Consider the following 7,590-nt stretch of genomic DNA (forward strand, 5'->3'; position numbering starts at 1 on the left):
GATGCCAAATACTGAAAATTTACATGAATACATTATCCCGCAAACTATGCGCGCTATTGTACTGCCAGAACCAAATGAAGCAATTAACTTAGCCGATGCTGAGGTGCCTGTTCCAACCTGTGCAGATAACGACCTGCTTGTAAAAGTAGAGTACGTTGGTTTAAATCCAGTTGATGGTCAATTTGCTAAAACAGGCTTTTGTAAGTGGCAGTATCCACACATTTTAGGCTTAGATGTCGTAGGTGTTGTGGTTAAAGCTAAAAAAGGTGTGTTTCCAAATGTTGGCGAGCGCGTTATGTGGCATGCCAACATTGGTGAGCAAGGCGCTTTGAGCGAATACACCAAAGTACCTAACTATGCAGTGTCGGTTGTACCAAATAACTTAAACCCAGCCATTGCAGCAACACTTCCATGCGCCGGTATGGCAGCACTTATTAGCTTAGATAAAATAGGCATTAGTGAAGGCGATACTATTTTTATTGAAGGCGGAGCTGGAGCGGTAGGGCAGTTTGCTATTCAATATGCAAAACAGCGCGGTGCAGATGTATTTACCACGGCATCAAAGCGTAACCATAAGTTGGTTAAGCAGCTAGGCGCCGATGTGGTTTTTGATTATAGCGATAAAAAGCTATGCGAAAAAATCCGCAGAGAACTTGGCCCGCAAGGCTTTGATGCGGTTATAGATACGATTGGTGGTGAGTGTACTCAGCGTAATATTGAGTTAATGCGTTTTTGCGGACGTATTGCCTGCTTGAATCCGCTACCTTGTTTTGATCAAGACTTAATGTATCACCGAGCGCCAAATATTAGCGTTGTGTCTATTGGCGGTGCATGGCTTGCTAATAGTTTATGTTCGCAGCAGCGTTTGAGTTTTATGGGTAATTTGTTACTAGAAGGGGCTGTTAGTGGCGACATTAAACACCCAGAAATAACGCCCGTAGATTTTAGTGCTGAGTCAGTATCACAAGCGCTTAATAAACAACTTGCGGGTGGCTTTACCGGCAAGCAAGTTGTTAAAGTTGCCAAGTGAAGCGCTTATACAATTTGATTTAAGCTTAGGTGATTTTAGCTAGTTTTAGCTAAATTAATTACTTATGTAGCCTCTATAAATTAAATAAAAACGCAGCCTATTTTTGCTGCGTTTTTTTATGCCTATCAAAAAATAGATACAGCGCTAGAGATTTTGCGGTTTTATTCATCATTTTAGTCAAAATACTTTTTTTCAGCGTACAACTGTAAGCCTTTGTGTTTCAACAGTTTACGTTCAGGTAAAGAAAATAAATTGAAAAAACTGTTAATTAATTGAATAGAGCAATTGATCTAAACGATTTTTTATGACGTAATGTAGGCATTATTTAGCTGGTCGGATGAGTTCAATCATGAGTTTACGTACAAAACTAAAAAAAGTATTACCAAGTATTTCTATCACAGAACAAGAAGCGCTAGACGCGGGTGATGTATGGCTTGAAGGTTCTATCTACCAAGGTAAGCCTGATTTCAGTGCACTTCGCGACGTACCTGCTGCTATATTAAGCGCAGACGAGCAAGCATTCTTAGACGGTCCAGTAAAAGAGTTACTGGGCATGATTGACGATTCAGTGATTCAAAACGGCATTCATTTACCAAATGACATCTTAGAATTTTTGAAAAAAGAGCGTTTTTTCTCGCTTATCATTCCTAAGTCGTTTGGTGGTTTAGAGTTTAGCCCTTATGCAAACTCTACCATTGTTGGCACAATTGCGACTAAAAGCTCAGCGGTAGCGGTAACCGTAATGGTTCCTAACTCGTTAGGCCCAGGTGAGTTATTACTTCACTTTGGTACGCAAGAGCAACAAGCACATTACTTACCACGCCTAGCAAATGGTACAGACATTCCATGTTTTGCATTAACAAGCCCAGAAGCAGGTTCTGATGCTGGTGGCATTCCAGACATTGGTACAGTTACTAAAGGCATGTATAAAGGCGAAGAAGTACTTGGCCTTGAAATCACATGGGACAAGCGCTACATAACGCTTGCACCTATTGCTACCGTACTTGGTTTAGCTTTTAAAGTAATGGACCCTGATGGTTTATTAGGTGGTAAAGAAAGCTTAGGTATTACCTGTGCACTTATTCCTAAAGAGCACCCAGGTGTAGAGCTTGGTAATCGCCACGACCCAATGGGTATTCGTTTTTACAACGGTACTACACGTGGTAACAAAGTATTCGTACCAATGGATTTTGTTATTGGTGGACAGAAAAACATCGGCCGTGGTTGGCAAATGCTGGTTAGCTGTTTAGGTGCTGGCCGTGGTATTTCATTACCTGCGCTAGGTGTTAGTACAGCACAAGTTGCATTTAAATCAGCATCTGAATACGCAGCAGTGCGTGAACAGTTTGGTTTAGCCATTGGCCAGTTTGAAGGTATTCAAGAAAAACTAGCCGACATTGCAGGTAAAACATACCTACAAGAAGCAATGCGCGTACTTACAACTGAAGGTTTAGGCATGGGCTTAAAACCATCAGTAGTAACTGCAATCGCTAAATACCACATGACAGAGCTTGGTCGCGACGTGCTTGATTCAGCAATGGATATTCAAGCGGGTAAAGCGATTCAAAACGGTCCACAAAATACATTAGCAAGTGGTTATGTTGCTCAGCCGATTGCCATTACGGTAGAAGGCGCGAATATTCTTACACGTAACCTAATGATCTTTGGTCAAGGTGTTATGCGTTGTCACCCATATTTACAATCTATGGTTGAGTCAATTCACAGCGAAGACAAAGGCGCAGATAAAGAATTTAACGGTATTTTACGTAAAACAATTGGCTACAGCACAGCAAACAGCTTACGTGCTTTCCGCTTAGGTGTTTTACCATTTACAGCAAGTGCTAATTCTGAATTACCAGAAGTACGCGACTACGAAAAAGCAGTACATAAATTATCTGCAAAACTTGCAGTGTACGCAGACTTTTCGTTACTTGTACTTGGCGGTAAGTTAAAACAAGCAGAAATGCTATCGGCACGTTTAGGCGATGTAATGAGCTTCTTATATGCAGCTATGGCATCAATTAAATACTACGAGCAAAAAGTATCAAGTAGTGACCGTGAGCAAGCAGCACCTTATTTCCATTACGCGACTCGTTTTGCACTACAAAGTGCTGAAGAAGCATTGCATAAGTTTTTAGATAACTTCCCTGCAAGTGGTACACGTAAGTTTATTCGTTTTATTACAATGAACTACTCAACTAAAATGCCAAAAATTAGCGATGATCTAATCCGCGAACTAGCTAAGCAAGCTCAGCTAGATACCGCATTTAAAGCGCAAATTACGCATTTAGTTAAACCAGTAGTAGGCGATGGTCATCATATTAATGAGCAAGCTTACAAAGCTAAAATGGCATCACTTGGCGAGCTGGCTAAAGTTAAAAAAGCATTACGTGCTAAAGTAATTAAACCAGGTATGCGTTTTAGCATTACGCTTGATAACGCACTAGCGGCAAACGTAATCACGCAAGCTGAACACGTTCAGTTAATTGATTACAATATTAAACGTGAAAAAGCGATTCGTGTAGATGAGTTCGATTTTGATATGAACCTACTAGACGATAACGCACAGCCGATTAATCCGCTTAAAAGCGTAGTTAATCAGTAAGTTAAAGTAATAAAATTCAATGATGCAAAGCGCCCGCAGTATCGGCGCTTTTATTTTTGAGTAAAAAATTAGTGTGGAGCCCCGCTTGTGTAAAAACAAGCGGGGCTTTTTTGTGTTTTTTTAAAGTCGAAATTGATAGCTGTATTGATTCGTAAACGAGTATGTATGCCTAGAGGATTAAAAAGGGACGTTTATAATCTTGAAAAAGGGCTAATAACCCCGTTGGCACCTTGTTGTAGTACATGGGTAGGATACCCGCTGAATTAAAACGTTAAACATTTTAGCGTTCTAAATAACTCATTAACTGCGTTAAAAACTTCTCATATAGATAAACTATATAACCCAATTTTTGTTTTGTTACTGAGCTATTTATAATCTTGAAAAAGGACTAATAACACCATTAGCACCTTGTTGTAGTACATGGGTATATATTTGTGTAGTACGCACATCACTATGGCCTAGTTGTGTTTGTACTGTGCGTATATCAGCGCCGCTTTGCAGCAAATGCGTAGCGAAAGAGTGACGCAAAGTATGTGGCGTAACGTGTTTGTTAATTTCAGCTTTTATTGAAGACAGTTTAACTGCCTTTCTTACCCCTGAATGATCTAAGTGGTGACGTCTTATTTCTCCTGTTTCAGGGTCCGTACTTAATTTATGTGATGGGAACAAAAACTGCCATTGTAAAGACTTATTAGCGCTTGGGTATTTTTTACTAAGTCGATGAGGCATCCATACACCGGCGTACGCATCATTTTTTAAATCTAACTGTAAATATTCATCAACTTGAATTATTTGATTTCTTAGCATTGGTATTAATTCTTCAGCAAGTGTCACAATACGATTTTTATTACCCTTACCGTTCCAAATGCGTATGTTTTTATAGTCGAAGTCAATATCTTGAACTCTTATTTTTACTGCTTCCATCAGCCGTAAACCACTTCCATATAGCAGGCTTGCTATCAAATAATGTCGTTTATTTATATTTCTAAAAAATAGCGATACCTCAGTTTGTGTAAGTACGACAGGAAGTTTCTGTTAGCGGTTACTTTTAACGAAATTTAAATCTAATGAGAGCTCATTCTTAATAATATGTTTATATAAAAAAGCAAGCGCATTTAAAGCGCTTGCTTGTGTTCTCGCTGCCACTTTTTTAGTGACTGTTAAGTGATTTAAAAATATTTCTACTTCATTATTGCCCATACTGGTAGGGTGCCGCTTATTATGAAAATGGATATAGGCAGTAATCCAAAATACATAAGTTTCGATAGATTTTTTAGCATAGTGATGGCTATACATATAGTTGATAATACTATTAAGAAAAGGGGATTTAGTTTTCATTTTAAATCTCAATTAACTGTATTTATATACAGTATTGACGTTTTTCCTCCTAAGTCAAGAAATGAGGACATTTTCCTCTTTTCTGCATTTTAATAAAAGAACAGCCTGACTTAAAGTTTAAAGCTGGCAATGTGTTACAGTATTTGTTATTAATATTAAAAATAATTAAGAGGACATACATTGCTCATAAAAAGAGGAAAGTGTCCTCTGATAAAGCTGTTAGGCATATCTATGAAATGGATCATTCTGCTAATCAATATTTTGTTTTTGACATCTTGTTCGTCTGGAAACACCTTGCCAAAACAAGCTATTCCTACATTAATAAAAGTAGAGCAGACATTCCCTAAAAAAGAAATCCGCCTGATAAAAGATCCTGAACAAATAGCACAGATAATCGGTTTTGTTAATCAATATACTGATAACTGGACTGTTCCTTGGTATGGTCCACCAGTAGGTCAGATATACTTTAATTTTTATAGCGATAATGAGTATGTTGGTAATTTTTATGTAGGTCCTCACTTTTTCGGACGGGACTACGGTGATTTTTGGTCACAAAACGCTAATAAAAGTGATATTAGTAAACTTGGCAAACTGTCAGAGATTGACTTGTTAACGCTAATAGCACCATGAAAAAATGCCTAACAAGTTGCTCAAACGGACAAATAACAGTCGGCTAGCACTCGTGCCTCGCACATTATAGCCAACCGTAATTTGCCCCTTAGCAAAACGTTAGAAATTTAGTTCAACCATCGCATATTTTGCCAGCAGATAGGAAGTAAGTAGGAAAACATGAAAATAGGACGAAATGAAAAGTGTTGGTGTAATTCTGATAAGAAGTTTAAGCATTGTCATTATGGCCGTGAAAATGAAGAGCCTATTAGTAAGGGCGAAGCAATTGGGCATACAAAGAAAAACTCATCAAGAAAGTTATGCTACGTTTCATCTGATTTAAAACATGAATGTAGTATAAAAATTATAAACGCTCATACCATATCGAAAAGTGGTAGCTTGAAAGAGATTGCAGATGAAAGTAACCATGTATTAGGCTTAAAAATAAATTTACCAAATATAATGAAAAATAAAGGTAAATTAATTCCAGAGAAAATTGGAATTAATCAAGCTTCAACATTCAAAGGGTTTTGCTCTACCCATGATAAGACGCTTTTTGCTTGTATTGAAGACAGGGAGTTTATTGGAGATGAAGAACAATGTTTAGCTTTGATGTACCGCTCAGTTGCAAAAGAGCTTTATGCTAAAGAGGGCATGCTTAATACATCTGAGTTTATTAAAGGTGGCGATAAAGGTAGGCAACCATTTGAGCAAATGTTCCTCCAGAAGTTTGCAGCTGTTCAACAGTTGGGTATTAATGCTGCTATCAAGGAGCTTTCAGAGCTAAAGCAACAACTTGATGAGCAACTCCTTGGTAAAACAGTGGGTAATTTAACTCATCTAATTATGGAATCGTCAGAACCTATGCCTGTTGCTGTTTCATCAATTGTTGCACCAATAAGCGATTTTTCTGGCAATAGGATTCAGGATTTGGGAGACCTAAGTGTTGATGCTCAGCAACTGATTTTCAATTCATTCTCTAGTGACGGCAAAGGATATGTAGTTTTCAGTTGGGCAAAAGAATCACAAAAGGTATTAGGTTTCATTAATTCACTATTAGCTATAAATGAAAGTAAGATTTTTAGTGCACTCATTAGGTTCTTTTTCGGGTTAGCAGAAAATACTTTTACTTCACCTTTATGGTGGGATACGTTAACGAGCGAACAAAAAGATAAAATACAAAAACTTATCATGTCAGGAGTTAACCCAATGGAATTCGAGCCCAACAGTTTGTTAGTTGATGATGGTATTGAATTCTCGGGATGGGAAATTGCTAGACTTGAGAAAATAAATTTCTAACAAGTTGCTTAAACGGACAAAAAACAGTTGGCTTTTGCTCGTTCCTCGCTAATTCTAGCCAACTATTTTATTGCCGCTTAGCAAAGCGTTAGCTTTTCAACGGTGAATCTTAATGACTTTAATTTCAATTTCACAAGATATACCATTATCAATTTATAACTTTCACGTTTTTTATATTTCTACAGCAGCCATAATTCTTTTTATAGCTCTACTTTTACATAAAGATTATTCTTTAAAACGCAGTATGTTATATACATTCGCTTCGTTTATTACTTTTTACTTTTTTGCATATTCAGCAGCAGATAGATATTACAAATTAGAAAGAATGGGAGATAAATTAAATTTAAGTTATATTTCTCCTCATAAAGACAAGTCGATTTTAATCACAGAAATAAAATCAATGTCCTTTGGCTCATCTAACAGAAGCGGTAGCGGTTGTTTTGTCTCTATTAAATTATTTAATGGGGACAGCTATAAAAGTTCAGCGATACAAGAAGGAACAGATTACTGTAAACAGAAAAGAAAGGAATTAATGTCTGTATTAAACATCAAAGCTAACAAGTCACTCAAGCAGGACAAATAACAGTTGGTTTTTGCTCCTTCGTCGCTTATTTTAACCAACTATCATTTGCCTCTTAGTGAGGCGTTGAGGCTGTAGAATTACTCTTTCTAGGAACGTATTCTACTATTTTCAATTGATTGCTTTTTA

The 7,590-nt window shown here is 37.4% G+C and carries 5 protein-coding genes and 1 pseudogene; 5 read left to right on the top strand and 1 reads right to left on the bottom strand.

Annotation, left to right across the window (positions count from 1 at the left end):
- Position 1: 1 nt before the first annotated feature.
- Both GQR55_RS07300 and GQR55_RS07305 read left to right on the top strand, forming a co-directional pair.
- Positions 2 to 1,030 (top strand): zinc-binding dehydrogenase, encoded by a 1,029-nt coding sequence (locus GQR55_RS07300; RefSeq protein ID WP_166420067.1) that lies wholly within the window; start codon positions 2 to 4, stop codon positions 1,028 to 1,030.
- 349 nt (positions 1,031 to 1,379) lie between these two features.
- Positions 1,380 to 3,635: an acyl-CoA dehydrogenase gene (locus tag GQR55_RS07305; RefSeq protein ID WP_166420068.1), complete on the top strand. Its 2,256-nt coding sequence runs from the start codon at positions 1,380 to 1,382 to the stop codon at positions 3,633 to 3,635.
- Positions 3,636 to 4,004: 369 nt separating this feature from the next.
- Here the strand turns inward: GQR55_RS07305 and GQR55_RS07310 are convergent.
- A pseudogene (locus GQR55_RS07310) lies at positions 4,005 to 4,973 on the bottom strand (integron integrase).
- 231 nt (positions 4,974 to 5,204) lie between these two features.
- On the opposite strand from GQR55_RS07310, the gene GQR55_RS07315 reads away from it, so the two are divergent.
- From GQR55_RS07315 to GQR55_RS07325, 3 genes are all read left to right on the top strand, one after another.
- A complete protein-coding gene (locus tag GQR55_RS07315; RefSeq protein ID WP_166420069.1) occupies positions 5,205 to 5,603 on the top strand; it encodes a hypothetical protein in 399 nt (132 codons plus the stop codon).
- 159 nt (positions 5,604 to 5,762) lie between these two features.
- On the top strand, positions 5,763 to 6,881 hold the full coding sequence (locus GQR55_RS07320) for an SEC-C domain-containing protein (RefSeq protein ID WP_166420070.1): 1,119 nt from the start codon (positions 5,763 to 5,765) through the stop codon (positions 6,879 to 6,881).
- A gap of 112 nt (positions 6,882 to 6,993) precedes the next feature.
- Entirely contained in the window at positions 6,994 to 7,464 is a 471-nt protein-coding gene (locus GQR55_RS07325) for a hypothetical protein (protein WP_166420071.1), read from the top strand.
- The last annotated feature ends 126 nt before the right edge of the window (positions 7,465 to 7,590 follow it).

It is taken from the genome of Pseudoalteromonas sp. Z1A8 (genome assembly GCF_011378855.1).
Taxonomy (GTDB): domain Bacteria; phylum Pseudomonadota; class Gammaproteobacteria; order Enterobacterales; family Alteromonadaceae; genus Pseudoalteromonas.

Coding starts and splice junctions, on each gene's coding strand:
- GQR55_RS07305 (WP_166420068.1), top strand. CDS start 1,380: ATGAGTTTACGTACAAAACTAAAAAAAGTATTACCAAGTATTTCTATC.
- GQR55_RS07315 (WP_166420069.1), top strand. CDS start 5,205: ATGAAATGGATCATTCTGCTAATCAATATTTTGTTTTTGACATCTTGT.
- GQR55_RS07300 (WP_166420067.1), top strand. CDS start 2: ATGCCAAATACTGAAAATTTACATGAATACATTATCCCGCAAACTATG.
- GQR55_RS07325 (WP_166420071.1), top strand. CDS start 6,994: ATGACTTTAATTTCAATTTCACAAGATATACCATTATCAATTTATAAC.
- GQR55_RS07320 (WP_166420070.1), top strand. CDS start 5,763: ATGAAAATAGGACGAAATGAAAAGTGTTGGTGTAATTCTGATAAGAAG.